The sequence below is a fragment of the Limnobacter sp. genome, assembly GCF_036405155.1.
In the GTDB taxonomy this organism is placed as follows: domain Bacteria; phylum Pseudomonadota; class Gammaproteobacteria; order Burkholderiales; family Burkholderiaceae_B; genus Limnobacter.
On sequence record NZ_DASWYD010000007.1, the window covers coordinates 175767 to 193069 of the forward strand.

16 protein-coding genes and 1 tRNA gene are annotated in these 17303 nt (G+C 57.3%); 10 read left to right on the plus strand and 7 right to left on the minus strand.

Annotated elements, in window-relative coordinates; all coding sequences use genetic code 11:
• The first annotated feature begins 133 nt into the window (after positions 1-133).
• The 5 genes from VGE55_RS11465 (at position 134) to VGE55_RS11485 (ending at position 6242) form a co-directional block, all read left to right on the plus strand.
• Positions 134-2185 carry a TonB-dependent receptor gene (locus VGE55_RS11465; RefSeq protein ID WP_331131818.1) on the plus strand — a complete coding sequence of 684 codons (2052 nt, stop codon included), beginning with the start codon at positions 134-136 and terminating at the stop codon, positions 2183-2185.
• A 72-nt stretch (positions 2186-2257) separates the two neighbouring features.
• Positions 2258-3139 (plus strand): cobalamin-binding protein, encoded by an 882-nt coding sequence (locus VGE55_RS11470; protein WP_331131819.1) that lies wholly within the window; start codon positions 2258-2260, stop codon positions 3137-3139.
• A 205-nt stretch (positions 3140-3344) separates the two neighbouring features.
• Positions 3345-4472, plus strand: a complete 1128-nt coding sequence (locus VGE55_RS11475; RefSeq protein WP_331131820.1) for a Re/Si-specific NAD(P)(+) transhydrogenase subunit alpha — start codon at positions 3345-3347, stop codon at positions 4470-4472.
• Between the two features lie 15 nt (positions 4473-4487).
• The gene (locus VGE55_RS11480; RefSeq protein WP_331131821.1) at positions 4488-4778 is read left to right on the plus strand and encodes an NAD(P) transhydrogenase subunit alpha; all 291 of its coding nucleotides are present in this window, start codon (positions 4488-4490) and stop codon (positions 4776-4778) included.
• A gap of 30 nt (positions 4779-4808) precedes the next feature.
• Complete coding sequence (locus tag VGE55_RS11485) at positions 4809-6242, plus strand: NAD(P)(+) transhydrogenase (Re/Si-specific) subunit beta (RefSeq protein WP_331132295.1); 1434 nt, start codon at positions 4809-4811, stop codon at positions 6240-6242.
• A gap of 497 nt (positions 6243-6739) precedes the next feature.
• Here VGE55_RS11485 and queA read toward each other — a convergent pair whose 3' ends face one another.
• Together queA and VGE55_RS11495 are read right to left on the minus strand one after the other, a co-directional pair.
• Positions 6740-7819 carry a tRNA preQ1(34) S-adenosylmethionine ribosyltransferase-isomerase QueA gene (gene queA / locus VGE55_RS11490; RefSeq protein ID WP_331131822.1) on the minus strand — a complete coding sequence of 360 codons (1080 nt, stop codon included), beginning with the start codon at positions 7817-7819 and terminating at the stop codon, positions 6740-6742.
• Between the two features lie 27 nt (positions 7820-7846).
• Positions 7847-7933: transfer RNA gene (locus tag VGE55_RS11495), tRNA-Leu, on the minus strand.
• A 162-nt stretch (positions 7934-8095) separates the two neighbouring features.
• On the opposite strand from VGE55_RS11495, the gene VGE55_RS11500 reads away from it, so the two are divergent.
• Entirely contained in the window at positions 8096-9673 is a 1578-nt protein-coding gene (locus tag VGE55_RS11500) for a GGDEF domain-containing protein (RefSeq protein ID WP_331131823.1), read from the plus strand.
• Between the two features lie 21 nt (positions 9674-9694).
• Here VGE55_RS11500 and VGE55_RS11505 read toward each other — a convergent pair whose 3' ends face one another.
• A complete protein-coding gene (locus VGE55_RS11505; RefSeq protein WP_331131824.1) occupies positions 9695-10027 on the minus strand; it encodes a hypothetical protein in 333 nt (110 codons plus the stop codon).
• Between the two features lie 154 nt (positions 10028-10181).
• Between VGE55_RS11505 and VGE55_RS11510 the strand changes: the two genes are divergently transcribed.
• Together VGE55_RS11510 and VGE55_RS11515 are read left to right on the plus strand one after the other, a co-directional pair.
• On the plus strand, positions 10182-11114 hold the full coding sequence (locus VGE55_RS11510; protein ID WP_331131825.1) for a D-2-hydroxyacid dehydrogenase: 933 nt from the start codon (positions 10182-10184) through the stop codon (positions 11112-11114).
• A 102-nt stretch (positions 11115-11216) separates the two neighbouring features.
• Positions 11217-12845 carry a DEAD/DEAH box helicase gene (locus VGE55_RS11515; protein ID WP_331131826.1) on the plus strand — a complete coding sequence of 543 codons (1629 nt, stop codon included), beginning with the start codon at positions 11217-11219 and terminating at the stop codon, positions 12843-12845.
• A gap of 25 nt (positions 12846-12870) precedes the next feature.
• Here VGE55_RS11515 and gluQRS read toward each other — a convergent pair whose 3' ends face one another.
• Positions 12871-13755, minus strand: a complete 885-nt coding sequence (gluQRS, locus tag VGE55_RS11520; protein ID WP_331131827.1) for a tRNA glutamyl-Q(34) synthetase GluQRS — start codon at positions 13753-13755, stop codon at positions 12871-12873.
• 1 nt (position 13756) lies between these two features.
• Positions 13757-14686 carry a LysR substrate-binding domain-containing protein gene (locus VGE55_RS11525; RefSeq protein WP_331131828.1) on the minus strand — a complete coding sequence of 310 codons (930 nt, stop codon included), beginning with the start codon at positions 14684-14686 and terminating at the stop codon, positions 13757-13759.
• A gap of 97 nt (positions 14687-14783) precedes the next feature.
• Here VGE55_RS11525 and VGE55_RS11530 point away from each other — a divergent pair, with 97 nt between their 5' ends.
• Together VGE55_RS11530 and VGE55_RS11535 are read left to right on the plus strand one after the other, a co-directional pair.
• Complete coding sequence (locus VGE55_RS11530) at positions 14784-15494, plus strand: pirin family protein (protein ID WP_331131829.1); 711 nt, start codon at positions 14784-14786, stop codon at positions 15492-15494.
• A 59-nt stretch (positions 15495-15553) separates the two neighbouring features.
• Positions 15554-16114, plus strand: a complete 561-nt coding sequence (locus VGE55_RS11535; protein WP_331131830.1) for a flavodoxin family protein — start codon at positions 15554-15556, stop codon at positions 16112-16114.
• A 39-nt stretch (positions 16115-16153) separates the two neighbouring features.
• Here VGE55_RS11535 and VGE55_RS11540 read toward each other — a convergent pair whose 3' ends face one another.
• Together VGE55_RS11540 and VGE55_RS11545 are read right to left on the minus strand one after the other, a co-directional pair.
• Positions 16154-16651: a hypothetical protein gene (locus tag VGE55_RS11540; RefSeq protein ID WP_331131831.1), complete on the minus strand. Its 498-nt coding sequence runs from the start codon at positions 16649-16651 to the stop codon at positions 16154-16156.
• A gap of 58 nt (positions 16652-16709) precedes the next feature.
• Entirely contained in the window at positions 16710-17258 is a 549-nt protein-coding gene (locus tag VGE55_RS11545; RefSeq protein WP_331131832.1) for a hypothetical protein, read from the minus strand.
• Positions 17259-17303 lie beyond the last annotated feature (45 nt).

Here is a 17303-nt window from a genome sequence, read left to right on the forward strand (position 1 = left end):
ACGCAGGCCAAGCGCTGGTGCTGCGGGGAGGCAGCATGCAGACGGCTTCAACCGCATGTTCCATTCGGTTTATTCACAGGCCTGTGCCCTTGTTTCGGGTGCTAAGGCATGACGTTCTGTTGATGTGCTCCCCGTGGTGTTGACCACAAGCCGCACGGTGGGTGCGGCGCTCAACCTGACTGTCATGAACAAAACCTTGATTGCGCTCGCATGCGCGGCAGCATGCAATTCCGCTTGGTCCGACCAGGCAACTCAACCCCTTGAACTGGCGGCGACCAACGGCCGTGATCTTCCTGCTGTGACGGTGGAGTCCAGCCGACTCATCGACAACAAGGCGGATGCACCGCCTTCGGCCACATTGATCACCCAGGAAGACATTCGAAACTCCGGCTACACATCGATTGCCGAAGTGGTTCAAAAACTGGGCTTTGTGAATACCCGTCCGGGTTTGGTCGGCAAGCGGGACGCCACATTTGACCTGCGCGGTTTTGGTGGTTCCGATGCCTACACCAACGTGGCCATCATCGTGGATGGCATTCGCTACAGTGAAAAGGAGCTCGCCACAGCCCGAATTTCCAGTATTCCGGTCAGTAGCATTGAAAAAATTGAAATTGTGCGCGGCGGCGCCTCTGTGGCTTATGGCGATGGTGCTTCTGGTGGGGTGATTCGCATCACGACCACCCAACCCAAAGGGGATATGCCCCTGTCGGGCAATGCGTCGGTGTCGCTTGGCTCCTACAGCACACTGGAAACCACCGTGGGCCTGCGGGGTGGAGCCAACGGGTTTGGCTTGTCGGTGGATGCAACGAAGTCGAACACCGACGGGTACCGCGCCCAAAGTGCGGAGGATTTTGGCAGTGCGGCCGCCACCCTCACCTGGAGTGGTCAGTCCATTTACACCGGCGTGCGCGTGGGTACCGAAGGCAGCGATGCTCAGTTGCCCGGTGCGCTCAGCCCTGCCGAGTTCAAACAAAACCCCCGGCAGGCTGTGCCCACGGTGAGCAACCGGGGTGACTATTCTTTTTTTAAACGCGATGTGCTGAGTGCATTTTTGCGGACCAAAGGGCTGACCATGGATTATGGCCTGGATGTGTCGCACCGCGAGCAGCGCCGCTCATTCAAGGACGGTAACCCCACTGGCCAGCGGGAGACAGCCCAAGACCAGATCACCGGTTTTGTCAGTGACTCTGCGTTGTTTTACGGCATGAACCACCTGTGGACTGTGGGTATCAGTTCGGAGCGTGCGGACCTTGATTCCAAGTCGCAGTTCAGTTTTGGAAATTTTGCTGCGCGGGGTTTGCAAAGCTCTTATGCGGCCTATGTGACGGATGACGTGACGGTGAGCGACACGCTGCGGGTGAATGCTGGCTACAGGCTTGAGCGGTTTAACCAGTACCGCTATGACACTGGCCCCTTTGCGCCCACCGAGCAAAGTACCCAACGCAACTTGAACCTGGAGGCTTTTGAACTGGGTTTTTCGAAAGTACTCACGGACGATTACACCGCTTTCGGAAAAATCAACCGGGGCTACCGGGTGCCCAATATTGATGAAAATGATCCATCCTCTCGTCCGCCTTCCAATACTTTTTTGAATCCCCAGCGTTCAAAAGAATTGGAGGTGGGTGCGCGTCGACGTGTCGGTCAGCAAGAGCAGGTGGTGCGCCTGTTCAAAATCTGGCTGAGTGACGAAATTGCCAACGTCAATTTCAGCAACATCAACCTGGACAAAACCCAGCGACAGGGCATTGAGCTGGAACACCAGGCACCTTTGTTCGACAAAACCAGCCTTCGCGCAGCCTACACTTACACCGACTCGGAATTTCGTTCGGGCAACTTGGCTGGCACACGTGTACCGTTGGTACCTGCGCACCGGGTGTTGTTGGCCGTCAATCAGGCCATTACGTCAAAGTTGAATGCTGAGGTGCTGTTGCAGGCTCAATCTGATCAACGTTTGGGTGGTGATGTCGGCGGTTCGCAAGAAAACGGGAAAGTGCCCGGTTACGCTGTGGCCGATTTCAATGTGCGATACCAGTTGGACAAGGTCAAGCTCGTGTTATCGGTCAACAACCTGTTCGATCGCGACTACTACAGCCAAGGCTACTACAACGCATTCGCTACAAATCCGGTCGGTGTGTATCCCGACTTCGGTCGGAATGTTCGTCTAACAGCCCAGTTTGACTTTTAACTCAAGGCCCGGGGTGCTGTGAACCGAAATCAATTGACTCGCTGGTACGGCTGCGGAAGGCTTCTCCTTGGGTTGCTGCTCAACGCGTACGCGCTGGAATCGGTTCATGCACAGCCCATCTGCGTCCCCGACGACACTCAATACCCGGTGTGTGTGGCTCAACCCGCTCGCCGGGTGTTGTCGCTGTCACCCCACCTCACCGAGTCGGTGGCGTTTGTGCAGGGCCTGAAGGCGGTGGTGGCGGTGGATGCCTCCAGCGACTACCCACCTGAAGCGAACCGGCTGCCCAAGCTGGGCGCGCCTTGGTTGTTGGGTACCGAGACACTGCTTGCCCAAAAGCCAGACCTGGTGCTGGTGTGGAATTCGGGCATCAGCCCGGCGGTGGTGGAGCGTCTTCGGGCGCTCAAGGTGCCGGTGTACGTCAGCGAGCCCAAAACCCTGGCGGAGGTGGCCTCCACCTTGCGCCGTTTGTCGCGCCTGTTGGGCACCGAAAGCCAGGCCGAAAACGCCGTGCGCGCGTGGGAACTGGGCATTCGGGAGCTGCGCCAGCAACACCAGGGCGCAGTGGTGGTTCCGGTGTTCTACCAAGTGTGGCCCAAGCCGTTGATGACATTGGGTGGCAGCCACGTGGTGTCCGAAATTCTCTCGGTCTGTGGAGGGCACAATGTGTTCACGGACCATTCAAGCCTTGCATTCCAGGTGAGTGCCGAGGCCGTGTTGGCGCGAAAACCAGCACTGATTCTGGCCAGCGGCGATGACACGCAAGAGCAGAACCTGACCCGTCAATGGTCAAGCTGGCAGCAACTGCCTGCGGTACAAGCTGGCTGGGTAAAAACCTTCCCCAAGGACATCCTGGTGCGCAATGGACCGCGCTTGCTCGAGGCTGCCCAACGCATGTGCGCATTGCTGGATGGTGTTCGGCAGGGGCCTGCGCGTCCAAAGCCTGTCCCTTGATTGCCGTTTGTGGTGTCAGAGTCCACTGTGCAGGTTGTGGTAATCCCTAAGTTTGGGGGATACTGCCATGCTATAGTGCGGACCAGCCATTGCGGTGGTTGAATGCGGCCTCTGGTGCCAGTTTGGGCCATGAAACAGGCCCCGTGGCAGGGCCAACGACAGAATACTTAATACAACAAAGCGCTTTCCCACAAGGAGAAGTTCCATGAAAATCGGAATCCCGGCCGAGACAAGGTCCGGAGAAACGCGTGTAGCTGCAACACCTGAAACGGTGAAGAAGCTCATTGCCCAAAAGCACGAGGTGTTTGTGCAGGCGGGTGCTGGTGTGGCCAGCTCCATCACCGACCAGGCCTATGCCGAGGTGGGTGCAAAAATTGTTGACCGCGCCATGGACGTGATTGCCCAGTGCGACATGATCCTCAAAGTGCGGGCACCAGCCGAAAACGAAATTTCAGCCTACCGCGCCGGCCAAGTGGTGGTGGGCATGTTGAACCCGTTCGACAATGCGGGCCTGGAAGCCATGAACAAGGCTGGTCTCACCGCCTTTGCACTGGAAGCCGCCCCACGGACCACCCGTGCGCAGAGCATGGACGTGTTGTCTTCCCAGGCCAACATCGCAGGCTACAAAGCCGTGATGATTGCTGCCAACGTGTATCAGCGCTTCATGCCCATGTTGATGACAGCGGCCGGTACGGTGAAAGCCGCCCGCGTGCTCATTCTGGGTGTGGGTGTCGCCGGTTTGCAGGCCATTGCCACAGCCAAGCGCTTGGGCGCGGTGATCGAGGCTTCTGATGTGCGCCCTGCCACCAAAGAGCAAGTGGAGTCGCTGGGTGCCAAGTTTGTGGATGTTCCGTTCGAGACCGACGAGGAGCGCGAAATCGCCAAAGGTGTGGGGGGCTATGCCCGCCCCATGCCCGAAAGCTGGATGAAGCGCCAAGCCGCGGCTGTGCATGAAAAGGCCATCAAGAGCGACATCGTCATCACCACCGCGCTGATTCCCGGCCGCAAGGCGCCCACGCTGCTGCACGAAGACACTGTGCGCGCCATGAAGCCCGGTTCAGTGGTCATCGACCTGGCGGTGGAGCAGGGCGGCAACTGCCCCCTGTCCAAGCTGAATGAAATTGTGGATGTGAATGGCGTGAAGATTGTGGGTTATGCCAACCTGGCCACCATGGTTGCTGCCGATGCATCAGCCCTGTATGCCCGCAACGTGATTGATTTCCTGAAACTGGTGTTCGACAAAGAAGGCCAGTTCAAGATTGATCTCGAAGACGACATTGTTGCCGCCTGCCTGATGTGCACCGGCGGTGAACTGAAACGCAAGAACGCCTGAAGGGAGCCCTGAACAATGGACATCATCAGTCACACCACGATCAACCTGATCATTTTCGTTCTGGCCATCTATGTGGGTTACCACGTGGTCTGGAACGTGACCCCAGCGCTGCACACACCATTGATGGCGGTTACAAACGCCATTTCGGCGATTGTGATTGTGGGGGCCATGTTGGCCGCTGCACTCACCGTCACCCCGGTGGGCAAGTTCATGGGCACGCTGGCGGTCGCATTGGCCGCAGTCAACGTGTTTGGCGGGTTTTTGGTGACGCGCCGCATGCTTGAAATGTTCAAGAAGAAAAAATAACCCCACAGCGAACTGGAGAACTCCATGCAATTGAGTATGAACACAGTGACGCTGTTGTACCTAGTGGCGTCAGTCTGCTTTATCCAGGCCTTGAAGGGCCTGTCCCACCCCACCACCTCGCGGTTGGGGAATACGTTTGGCATGGCCGGTATGACCATCGCCGTGCTGACCACCATCGCCCTCATTTCCAAATTGGCGGGCGAGTCCACTGCTGCAGGCATGGCCTATGTGCTGGCCGGTTTGGTGGTGGGTGGCGGTGCCGGTGCCATCATGGCCAAGCGCGTTGAAATGACCAAAATGCCCGAGCTGGTGGCCTTCATGCACAGCATGATTGGTTTGGCAGCGGTGGCGATTGCCGTGGCAGCGGTGGCCGAGCCTGCGGCGTTTGGCATTGTGGCGGCTGGCGAAACCAGCATCCCCTATGGCAACCGCATTGAACTCTTCATCGGAACCTTCGTGGGTGCCATCACCTTCTCGGGCTCGGTGATTGCGTTTGGCAAGCTGAGTGGCAAGTACAAGTTCCGCCTGTTCCAGGGCGCACCTGTGCGCTTCAAAGGCCAGCATGCACTGAATGCCATCCTGGGTATTGTGATGATCGGCGCGGGTATCAGCTTCTTCATTACCCAAAGCTGGACGCCCTTCATCGTGATGACGGCGGTGGCCTTTGTGTTGGGCGTCACGCTGATCATTCCGATTGGCGGTGCCGACATGCCGGTGGTGGTGTCCATGCTCAACAGCTACTCTGGCTGGGCCGCTGCGGGCATTGGCTTCTCGCTGAACAACAGCATGCTGATCATCGCCGGTTCGCTGGTGGGTTCGTCTGGTGCCATTCTGTCCTACATCATGTGCAAGGCGATGAATCGCTCGTTCTTCAACGTGATTCTGGGTGGGTTTGGTGGAGAAGCCGACACCGGTAGTGGTGGCTCACAGCAACAGCGCACGGTCAAAAGTGGTTCGTCCGATGACGTAGCCTTTCTGCTGACCAATGCCGAAACCGTGGTGATTGTGCCCGGCTATGGCTTGGCGGTTGCGCGTGCCCAGCACGCCTTGAAAGAACTGTCGGAAAAGCTGACCCACCTGGGCGTGAACGTGAAGTACGCCATTCACCCCGTGGCAGGCCGCATGCCTGGCCACATGAACGTGCTGTTGGCCGAAGCAGAAGTGCCCTATGACCAAGTGTTTGAGATGGAAGACATCAACAGCGAGTTTGGTCAGACCGACGTGGTGCTGGTGCTGGGTGCGAACGACGTGGTGAACCCCGCTGCAAAGAACGACCCCAAGAGCCCGATTGCTGGCATGCCGATTCTGGAGGCCTACAAGGCCAAAACCATTATTGTGAACAAGCGGTCCATGAACGCCGGTTACGCCGGTTTGGACAACGAATTGTTCTACATGGACAAAACCATGATGGTGTTTGGTGACGCCAAGAAAGTGATTGAAGACATGGTTAAAGCGGTGGAGTAAGCTCACCGAGTGAGCTTCTGCTGTGTGGAAACGCCTCGGCTTGCCGGGGCGTTTTGTTTTGGTGGTACCTCGTTGGTCGTCGTCAGGCTCGCTGATGTTTGCAGCTCTGCGCAGTTACATCGCCCTTGGCGACTTTTTAAATTGCGTCACTGCGCGTTTACGCCCCCTCGCGACGGTCCATTGGTCTTTCCCTCGCTGAGCCTCACGATCGCTGAGGTCGCCCCTCCAAACAGCGAGCCCCCAGCAATGCCGGTATGCCCGGGGCCGAACAGTCAGCACCCCGATCGGTTTGACCCGCACAGCATTCGAACACACGGACCGAGATGTTTGAGCCACGCAGTGGCGAGTTCTCGGGATGGTTCGCGATTTTGTCCAATGAGCGCGGGGCAACCTTGACCTTCGGGGGGCGTTCGGCACGGGCTGCCGGTGTTGCTGGGGGCTATAAACAGCACGGGCTACCGGCATTGCTTGGGGGCAAATAAACCGGCACGGGCAATTCACCCCACCGTGCGTTCCAACCACATCGCATCGCCATAGCTGAAAAACCGGTACTGCTGCGCCACCGCATGGGCATAGGCTTCAAAAATCCGGTCCTTGCCTGCAAAAGCCGACACCAGCATCAGCAAGGTGCTTTTGGGCAAATGGAAGTTGGTGATCAGGCAGTCGGCCGTGTGGAACACGTAACCTGGCTTGATGAAAATATCGGTGTCTCCGGCATGCCCGGTTTCTGCATAGCGCATTGCTTTGCCCAACCCGTCGTCCGTGTTCAAGTTGCAGCCAGTCTCGGTGCCCCAGGCTTCCAGCGCACGCAGGCTGGTGGTGCCCACGGCCACAATGCGGCCACCGTTTTGTTTGGTGCGCACCAATTCGGCAATCAGGTTGGCAGACAGGCTGTAACGCTCCCGGTGCATCACGTGTTCGTCCACGTTGTCGGTTTTCACCGGCAAAAACGTGCCAGCGCCCACGTGCAAGGTGAGGTCCATCACACGCGTGCCCTGCGCTTTCAAGCTGTCCAGCAACGCGTCTGTGAAGTGCAAGCCTGCGGTTGGGGCAGCCACGGCCCCCGGCTCTTTGGCAAACACCGTTTGGTAACGGTCTTCATCGGTCTGGTCGGCATCGTGGGTGATGTAAGGCGGCAAGGGCAGGGCACCATGTGCATCCAGAATGAGGTCAATCGAAGTCGAACCCTCGGCCAGTTGTACCTCGTACATCATGTCGTGCTTGCCCAGCACGGTGGCCTTGGCCACGCCGGCCAGCACAATCTCACTGCCAGGTTTGGGCGCTTTGCTGGCGCGAATCATGGCTGTGAAGCGGCGGTCGTCCAGAATGCGCTCCAGCATGACCTCGATTTTTCCGCCCGTGGCCTTTTCACCAAACAGCCGCGCTTTCAACACCTTGGTGTTGTTCAGCACCAGCACATCATTGGGGCGTATGCATTCAAGAATGTCAGCAAAAGCCTTGTCTTTCAGCGGTGCTTGGGCGGGGCAAACCAATAGCCGAGATGCACCGCGCACTTCAGGGGGGTGCTGCGCAATCAGTTCTTCGGGAAGGTCAAAATCGAATTCGGACAGTTTCATGGAAACCCACATGGTGTCCTGGGGGGCTGGTGCCGAGGGCGGGAATCGAACCCGCACGATATCACTACCACCGGATTTTGAGTCCGGCGCGTCTACCAATTCCGCCACCTCGGCAAGGAGGCGAATTATGACAAAAAACAAGGGGTGCGGCAATGCCGAATGCACAAATTGCTGAAATTTCTTGTTTTGTGCATCATTTCTGCCCCTCTCGCGGGATAGGTAACCCGTGAGCGCACGCGCATACTCGGTGCATCGCCTGTTGAGACCGGGTTTGTCATGTCATTCAAATGGAAATGGTTGCTGACCACTTTTGTCGCCCAGTTGTTCATGGGCGCATTGTTCGCGTCCATCCAATACATGCATTTGAGCAAGGTGGCCCTGCAGGACGTGGACCGTTTCAACTTTGAGTTGCGCCAAGAATTAAACCGGGTGCAAAACGGCCGAAACAGCTATTCCAGGGATGCACTGACCTCGGTGGTTCGCAATTTCCACAGCAAACATCGTCCAGCCGGGGTGTGGATTGAATACCAAGGCAAACGTTTGTTCGAGTTTGGCGACCTTTTTCAGACTGCGAATCCCGTTCCACAAGCGGAGTCCGCCCTGCAGGAGGCCTTTTCCCTGCCAACGCCTGGCCATGTGCTGTGGGTTCGTTACGACCCAGACGAGGTTTACCGGGCCCGCAACGACATGGTGGTGTTTGTGTTGGGTGTGTTCGCGCTGAGTGCCGTGGCGTGTGGCTTGATGCTGTTGAGCTTGAGTCGGGCTTTGTCAGCCCGCTTGGAAGACCTCCGCGTCAAAGCCCTTGAGCTCCAATCCGGGCTTATTCATTCCCGCATTGAAATCACCGGACGAGACGAAATATCCGATTTGGGGGTGGCGTTCAACCGCATGGCCCAGGCGATCGAAGAGCAAATGTTGGCGATGGAGGCCAGCCATGCCAAGTCCGAAGCCGAGCGCAACAGGCTGGACTTGTTGTTGTCGTCGCTGGGCAGTGGCGTGGCCTACCTGGATGAACATTTCAATGTGCTGTATGTCAACAAAGCACTGGCCCACATGCTGCGTTTGCCGTTTCCATACACCGAGACCCCCCGTCTTGAGACGCTGTTGTTGAAGGCAGGTTTGGAGAAGGACCAAGCGCCGCTGTTGAATGATTTGGTGACCGATTACTTTGGCCATCACAAAGTGCCCATCGAGCTGGATTTTGAAGAGGGGCGCGTGCTGCAATTCCGGTTTGTGATTTACAGCGACCAGGTACAAGGCCCGCAAGCGGTGCTGATTGTGGAAGACGTCAGCATTCAGAAAAACGTGGAGGATTTGCGCCACGAGGTTGAGCGAGACCCCTTGACGGATGTCCTCAACCGCCGTGGTTTCGACCTCAGCCTTCAGTCCCGCGTCAGCCGATTGCTGCCGGGCGAAACCTTTGGGTTGCTGTTTTTGGACCTGGATGGTTTTAAGGCGGTGAACGACACGCTGGGCCACAAGGCCGGCGACCAAGTGCTGAAAACCACAGCGCTGCTGCTGAAAGGCGCCACCCGCAATGTGGACCAGATTGCGCGGTTGGGTGGCGATGAGTTTGCGGTGATTGTGGCGCGCTGCAGCCCGCAGTTGCTGGTCAATATTGCCAACCGCATCATCGACTCGTTTGCAACCGACAAACACCTCAACCGCATTCGACAAAACCACGGCTTGTCCGTGTCGTGCAGCATTGGCGGGGCGTTGTACCCCACGCATTCAGATTCCATTCAAGGCATGTTGGACATGGCAGACAGCCTCATGTACCAAGCCAAAAAAGCCGGAAAGAATTGTCACCGGCTTGCGCAGGCTCAAGGTTTGAGCCTGCCGATGCCAGGTTGACGGCGGCTGTGCCCAAGGTCTTCAGGGCTTGATCCGTTTGTGCAAATGGATCAGGGCTTTTTCCAGTTTACCCCCGGCCTCCCGAACACTCTGCTGAGCAAGCGTGTTGGCTTTGTCGAAGCTGGCGTTGATTTCCTTCACCAGCACATCACGGCCTTTCAGGCTTTGCTTCAAGGCCTCTTTCGATGCACCGCGTACCACCGCTTTGGCACCCTCGGTTGCATCTTGGGTTACGCCTTTGATTTTTTGATACTGACCGTCCCGCTCCAAAGCCTTGTTGCCTGTCAGGGCACCCACCTTTTGCTTGGCCGTGCCCATCACCATATTGATTTTGCCTTCATATTTTTTAATCATCCGCAGTGTCTCCATGGGTTGTTTTCAGGCTGTGCCCCAGTGTAACCAAGGCTGCCCGGTTTTTGCATCTTCATGGAAAACACCACTGGCTGGAATGCACCGGTGCCGTTAGCCTAAGGCTCTTGATAAAACACGCACCAGTGCCGGAACACGCATGAACATTGTTTGGTTGGAGAAAGACAGCATGCGGGTGCCTTTGCCCCGCCCAAACCTGCCCCATCAGTGGGTGGAATATGCCTACACTGCGCCCCATGAGGTGCTGGAGCGGGTTCGGGATGCCGACATTTTGCTGATCAACAAGGTGAAGGTGGACGACGCCGTGATGGCAGCAGCCCCCCGCCTGAAAATGATCCAGCTCATGGCCACCGGCATGGACAATGTGGATGCCAAAGCGGCCGCAGCCCGGGGCATCACCGTGCGCAATGTGGTCAATTACGGTCCCGAGTCGGTGGCCGAGCATGTGTTGGCGTGCATTCTGCAACTGACCCGGCGTGTACCCGAGTGGCAAGGCCTGGTGAATGCGGGACAATGGAGCCAGTCCAAGTTTTTTTGCATGCACAACTTCCCGATGCGCAGCTTGAAAGTCATGACGCTGGGCATTTTGGGCAACGGGGCCATCGGTGACCATGTGGCCCATTTTGCCAAGGCGTTTGGCATGACGGTGGTGAAAGTGGAGCGCCGTGGTGTGACCGATGTTCGCCCGGGCTATGTGAGTTTTGATGAGGCCCTGGCCACTTGTGATGTCATCAGCTTGCATTGCCCCTTGAACGACCAGACCCGGGGCCTGATGGGCGAGGCGGAGTTTGCCCGCATGAAGCCGGGCGCCATTTTGGTGAACACAGCGCGGGGCGCATTGGTGCAGTTTGAGCCCTTAAAGAAAGCGCTGGACAGTGGCCACTTGGGTGGCGCAGCGCTGGACGTACTGGAGGTGGAGCCGCCACCCGCCAGCCACCCCATGCTGACCTGGCAGCACCCCTGTTGCATTGTGACGCCCCACATTGCCTGGGCCACTGAACAGGCCCAAACCAACCTGGCTAGCATTGCCATGCGACAGGTGAGCGAATTCATGGCGGGTTTGCCTCGCTGAACGTTGCGATAAAAGAACACCGGGTGCCCCAGCGGGGCGGGCGCTCGGTTTTTTTGTAGTCATGCCCAAAAAATAAGCACCGGATGGGTTTACAATGCGCGCATGACTCAAGAAACCCCCTCGAATACTCCTTTTGCGCCCACTGCAGAAGAAGACGCCGCACTGGCGCAAGTAACCTTCGCCGACTTCGGCCTTCACCCCGACATCCAGAAAGCAATCGATGCCCAGGGGTACACCCAGCCCACGCCCATTCAGGCCAAAGCCATCCCGGTGGTGCTGACAGGGGTTGATGTGATGGGTGCGGCGCAAACCGGTACTGGTAAAACGGCGGGTTTCTCCTTGCCCATTTTGAACCGGCTGATGCCGCTGGCCACGTCCAGCCCGTCACCGGCACGCCACCCGGTGCGTGCGCTGATGTTGGCGCCCACCCGCGAGTTGGCAGACCAAGTGGCCAACAACGTCGAGACCTACGCCAAATTCACGCCCATTCGCTCCACCGTCATTTACGGCGGGGTGGACATGAACCCGCAAACCCAGGCCCTTCGTCGGGGCGTTGAAATCGTGATTGCCACGCCAGGGCGCTTGCTGGACCATGTGCAGCAAAAAACCATCAACCTGAGCCAGGTGCAAGTGCTGGTGCTGGACGAAGCGGACCGCATGCTGGACATGGGCTTTTTGCCCGATTTGCAGCGCATCATCAACTTGTTGCCTGCCAATCGGCAAAACCTGTTGTTCTCGGCCACCTTCTCGCCGGAAATCCAGAAGCTTGCCAAAAGCTTCATGGTCAAGCCAACCTTGATTGAAGTGGCTCGTCGCAATGCAACCTCCGAGAACATCAAGCAGGTGATGTTCGCCTTGGACAGTGAGGAGGACAAGCGCGCCGCCGTGTGCCACCTCATTCGCAGCAAAAACCTGCAGCAGGTGATCGTGTTTTCCAACACCAAGCTGGGCACGGCCCGCTTGGCCCGCCATCTGGAAAAAGAGGGTGTGTCCGCCACAGCCATTCATGGTGACAAAAGCCAGATTGAGCGCATGAAGGCGCTGGACGCCTTCAAGGCTGGCGAGGTGGCTGTGCTGGTGGCCACCGATGTGGCCGCCCGCGGTTTGGACATTGCCGATTTGCCCTGCGTGATCAACTACGACCTGCCCACCACGCCGGAAGATTACGTGCACCGCATTGGTCGAACCGGCCGTGCAGGCGCCAAGGGCACCGCCTATTCGTTTGTGGTCAAGGCCAACGAACGGGCCTTGAAAGACATTGAAAAGCTGGTGAGCATCACCTTTGTTCGAGAAGAACTGGAAGGTTTTGTTCCCCACGCGCGTGAGTTTCATCACGGTGACCGTGACGGTAGCGCGCGCGAAGGTCGCGAGGCACGTCGGGGCCGCTCGGATGAAGGGCGCAATGAGGTCAGAGCGTCACGCCGCTCCCCACGGGAAGATCGACCCGCAGGCCGTGACCGTTCTTACCAGCAAGGTGCCCGTTACAACGACAATGCGCCCATCCACCGCGATGCCGAATATGAGCGTCTGCGTTCAAAACTGGCGTCCACCCGCATTCAGGATTCGCTGTTCAACAAGCCGTATGTTGAAAAGGCCGATGAAAAGTCGGCGTCCCCTTCGGCTTCGTCCACCGTTGCAGACGGTGTGCCAACAGCCGGCAACACCCGCGACAAATCCAAAAATGCCGCGCCGGTTGCCTTTTTGTTGGGTGGCCAGCGCCGCCCTGGTTAAAACCTTACGGGTCTGCGCACTGGTCTCATTTGTAGGCCAGGTGTTGCATCACGGCAGGCCATTGTTGGATGGCCTTTGCCAGCCAGTCTTTAACATCGTCTACGCCCTTCATCGGCTCTTGCCCAAAGTGCATCCATACCCTGTTCAGGTTCTCGATCGGGTTTGAACAATCCAGGGCTTGCGCCCCAGTCTGTTTGGACAGTTTTTGTCCGTCCTCAGCCAAAATCACCGGCAAATGCACATAACTGGGCGGTTGTGCACCCAGCGCCTTGTACATCGCGATTTGTCGGGCGGTGGTTTCAGCCAGGTCCTCACCCCGCACAATGTGGGTCACACCGCTGGCCAGGTCATCGACCACCACCACCAGGTGGTAGGCCCAATGCCCGTCCCCGCGCTTCAGCACAAAGTCACCACTGGTTTCGCAAAGCCTGTCTGTTTGAGGGCCCAAGCGCCAGTCTGTCCAGTGTGTGGCCTCCTCGGGAACGCAAAACCGTATGGCCCGGGGTGTTTTGCCGGGGGGCAGCCCATGCCGGCAAGTGCCCGGGTACACCCGGTTGGCACCAAAAGGGCGGTGGGCATTGGCCTCATCAATGTCGCGCCGCGTGCAGCCACAGGGGTAAACACGCCCCGCGCGTAGCAGTTGGTCCAACGCCCGCTGGTATTGTGCATGGCGAGTGCTCTGAATCCACACCTCGCCATCGGGCTGCAGCCCATGGGATTGCAGCGCATGCAAAATGGCGTGGGTGTGTTCGGGCTTGCAGCGCTCCGTGTCAATGTCTTCAATGCGAACCAGCCAGCGGCCCTTGTTCACCCGGGCATCCAGCCAACTGCCCAGTGCCGTGGCCAGCGACCCCAGGTGCAAGGGCCCTGTCGGCGAGGGTGCAAAGCGGCCAACGTAAGGTTCAGGCATGTCAGGCTGGCCCCAGCAATTGCGGGGGAGGGCTGTAATCCAGCTTCACGCGGGCCAGGTGTTCGGTCCACCAGGTGAGGGCATTGCCCGTGTTGCCCCGGTGCCAGGCGCAGCACAAGGTGCCCTGGCGTATGGGGTCCTCAGTGGGCTTGATCACCAGTTTCCCGGCTTCAACATGGTCTGCAATCAAATTCCAGGGCAACCAGCCGCAACCCAACCCTGCCAAATGGGCTTGTACCTTGGCTCGCAAGGTGGGCACGGTCAACACGGCTTGCCCGGTTTGAAGACCAAACGTCATGGGTTTGAAGGTGCGGGATGTGTCGCCCACGGCCACAGCGCGGTGCTGGGCAATGTCCTCACTGCACAAAGGGCCCTCCGCCTTGGCCAGCGGGTGGTGGGGTGCCACGGCAAACACAAACGTGGAATGTCCGATGTTCTGGATGTTGAGCCCTGTGGTGGTTGCAAACTGGCCTTGGTCCAGGCGGCTGCCAATCAGCAGGTCGGCCCGGCCGGAGTAAAGTGCCTCCCAGCTGCCCGACAGCACCTCGGTGGAAATGCGCAAACGGGTTGGGCTGTTCAATTGGTCGAAGGCCTCAATCCACGGGATGGCATCTTCAAACGGCACAATCGAATCCAGCACAATGCGCAGCTCGGCCTCCCAGCCCGTGGCCACTGCTTTCACCCGCTTCTCAACCGATTCACTCAGTTGCAGCAGCTTTCGCCCTTCTTCGAGCAAAGCGCGCCCTGCTGGGGTGAGTTTGGCCTTGTGCCCGGAGCGGTCGTAAATCAGCACATCGAGTTGCTCTTCCAGCTGGCGAAGTTGGTAGGTGATGGCCGACGGGGCTTTGTTCAAGGCGGTGGCGGCCGCCGCAAAGCTGCCGCGGGTCTCGATCAGTTCAATCAGGGCAAGGCTGTCCAGCGGTAGCGTCATAATTCAAATTTTTTGAACAAGAGCCTCAAATTCTACCCGTTGTTGGGGGTAAATCAAGCGCCTACACTGGCCTCATCGATTCACAAGGAGGTTCATCATGCTGCAAGTCAGACGGTCCAAAGAACGTGGTTATGCCCACCATGGTTGGCTCGAGAGCTATCACAGCTTCTCCTTTTCTGAATATTACGACCCCCGCTTCATGGGCTTTGGCCCCTTGCGGGTCATCAATGAAGACTGGGTGGACCCCCAGAATGGCTTTGGAACCCATGGTCACCGGGACATGGAAATCATCACCTACATGCTGGACGGTGAGCTGAGCCACCGCGACAGCTTGGGCGGCGGTTCAACCATCAAGCCCAACCAGATTCAGCGCATGAGCGCCGGCACCGGGATTCGTCACTCGGAAATCAACGCTCACAAAACAGAAGTGGCCCATTTGTTGCAAATCTGGATTGAGCCCGCTGTCATGGGTGTGGCCCCCGGTTACAAAGACCATGATCTGGATGTGGCCAGCGTGACCGGTCAATTGGGGCTGATTGTGACCGGCAATGCCGACGAAGCGGCGCAGCACAACATTGCCCACATTCACCAGGATGCCAAGGTGTATGCAGGCCGCTTGAAGGAACAGGTGGTGGTGAAGGCACTGAACCCTGCCCGCAAGGCCTACCTGCATGTGGCTCGTGGTGAGTTGGCCGTGGGCGACATCACCTTGGGCACTGGCGATGCGCTGATGATTGAAGGCGAAGAAGAGTTGAAGCTGACCGTGGCCACACAGGCCGAGGTGTTGTTGTTTGATTTGCCAGCCTAATTCCAACGGCGTGCAACTGAGCACACCTGTTTTTGGGTTGGTTAACAAGGAGAAGCAAAATGACGCAAGTTGCAGTGGTTTATCACAGTGGTTACGGCCACACCGCCCGCGTGGCCCAGTTTGTTCAGCAAGGCGCGCAAAGCGTTCACGGTGTTGAGGCACACCTCATTTCGGTAAACGACGTGAACGACGCCACTTGGGAATTGCTGGCCAAGGCCGATGCCATTATTTTTGGTTCGCCCACCTACATGGGCGGTGCTTCAGCCGACTTCAAAAAGTTTGCCGATGCCTCCAGCAAGGTGTGGTTTAGCCAAGGCTGGAAAAACAAGGTGGCCGGTGGCTTTACCAACTCCATGTCCATGAGCGGCGACAAGCTGAGCACACTTCAGTACTTTGTAACCTTTGCCATGCAACACGGCATGGTGTGGGTGGGCAGCGCCACCCCGGGTGCCCAAAAGCCGGGTGACCCCACGCAGTTAAACCGCGTGGGCTCGTGGGTGGGGGTGATGACGCAGGCCGACAATGCACCCGCTGAGGTAACCCCACCCCAAGCGGACCTGGACACTGCCAGCCTGTATGGCGCGCGTGTGGCAGAGTTTGCGAAAAAGCTCGGGAAGTAATGGCCAGAAGGGGGTTACACCCCTTTCCGGTGCACAACGTTAATGTAAAACCGGTGTTGCGCAAGAATCGAGCAACTGGTCCGGCGAGTAGATGCAGCGAAATTCTTTGGTGTGCGCATCCCATCGAAACACGGCAAGTAAGGGAGTCTGCCTCAGCACCACAGATGTTTTTTCATCGGTTTCATTCACAATGCCTGTGACCACAAATGTCGGTTGCTCAATCGGTAAAACATCCAAGTTCAGCAAGCCAGCATTGGCATACACCAAGCCATCATCATGAATATCCATGAGTCGAATGCTGAGTACACCAATCGTTAGTGTGCCGTTGCCTTGTGACGTTGTTTCAACGCGTGCAGGCATTTTGCCTAAGGTGGGCAGATCAATCTCTATATCAATCGGCGCATGGCCATTCATGGCCTGTTCAAATGCCCCAGACAAATCAATCCGCTGAGCAAAACTGCTGCCGGGCAAACATCCAGCGCACAGCAGAACAACAGTGATCAGATTTAAGCCGAGTATTTTTAATTTGATTTGCATCGGAAACCTTTCGAAATGCGAGACTTGTTTATGTTAGTCAGGAACAACCACCATGTGCTTAGGGCAGTTCGATGGGGACATGGTCATCCGTTGATTGACTTCTGAGGATGATCGTGTCTGAATAGTTTTGGCTGTAAGTTTTTCCGTTTTTACGCTGATCTGTCCGGCCGTTATAACGCTGCAGAGCGGTTGCCCAGCCATCGAATGTTCCATCAGGGCGGTTGCTTGGAGGCTGTCCTGATTTGCCAAAACCCTTGCGGCAAAGCAGTCCTATGCCAGCCTTCAGGTTCGTTTGTACATCGCCCTCGTTCCGAATCAGCGGTTTTTTCAGTCCGAGTTCCAGTTTTCTATCATCCCAGTCGCCAGGCACGTTCGCTTGCACTGGGTCCACTTCCCATGCTGCAAGAGATCGGGCATCCCCGCCGCCACTTTCTTGAATCATCCAGGCTTTCACCAATACATCTTCCAAAATGGGAATTTGTGCAGCTTGGTCCTCTGTGCAGCCGCACCGGGCTGCTTTGTTCTGGTTAAAGTCGAGCACAATATTTCGAATGATGGTGTCGTGCTTTTGATATCGACTATTCTCAAAGCCTTTCAATGTTTTCATGCATTACCGTTCATAAAGTACTAAGTGTTGTTTGTCATTTGAAAG